Annotated in this window: 1 protein-coding gene; it reads left to right on the forward strand. The window is 67.0% G+C overall.

Going from position 1 to position 267, the window contains the following annotated elements; genetic code table 11:
• Positions 1 to 267: DUF6446 family protein (locus tag H2O73_RS24080; protein WP_220457765.1), on the forward strand; the 267-nt coding region annotated here is incomplete at its 5' end.

A 267-nucleotide genomic window follows, 5' to 3' on the forward strand; every position in this document is an offset into this window, starting at 1 on the left:
CGCTTCCGCGCCTGTTTCGACACGTCCGAAAGCCTCGCCTTGCTGACCGAGAGCTACGTGATCCACGACGCCGCCGTGCCCCTGAACGCGCCCGGCTGGTTCGACTGCTTCGACGCCGCACGGATTGGCGCGGACCTGCGCGACGGCACGGCGCTGGCCTTCCTGGGCGAGGCCGAGATCGCCGATGGCGTGGACCGGATCGTCGCCGTGTATCGCGACGGGCGCGCCTTTGCCTGGCACCAACTCAATGAAAAATTTGCGGACTGA

Source organism: Vibrio marinisediminis, from assembly GCF_014050145.1.
GTDB lineage: Bacteria > Pseudomonadota > Gammaproteobacteria > Enterobacterales > Vibrionaceae > Vibrio > Vibrio marinisediminis.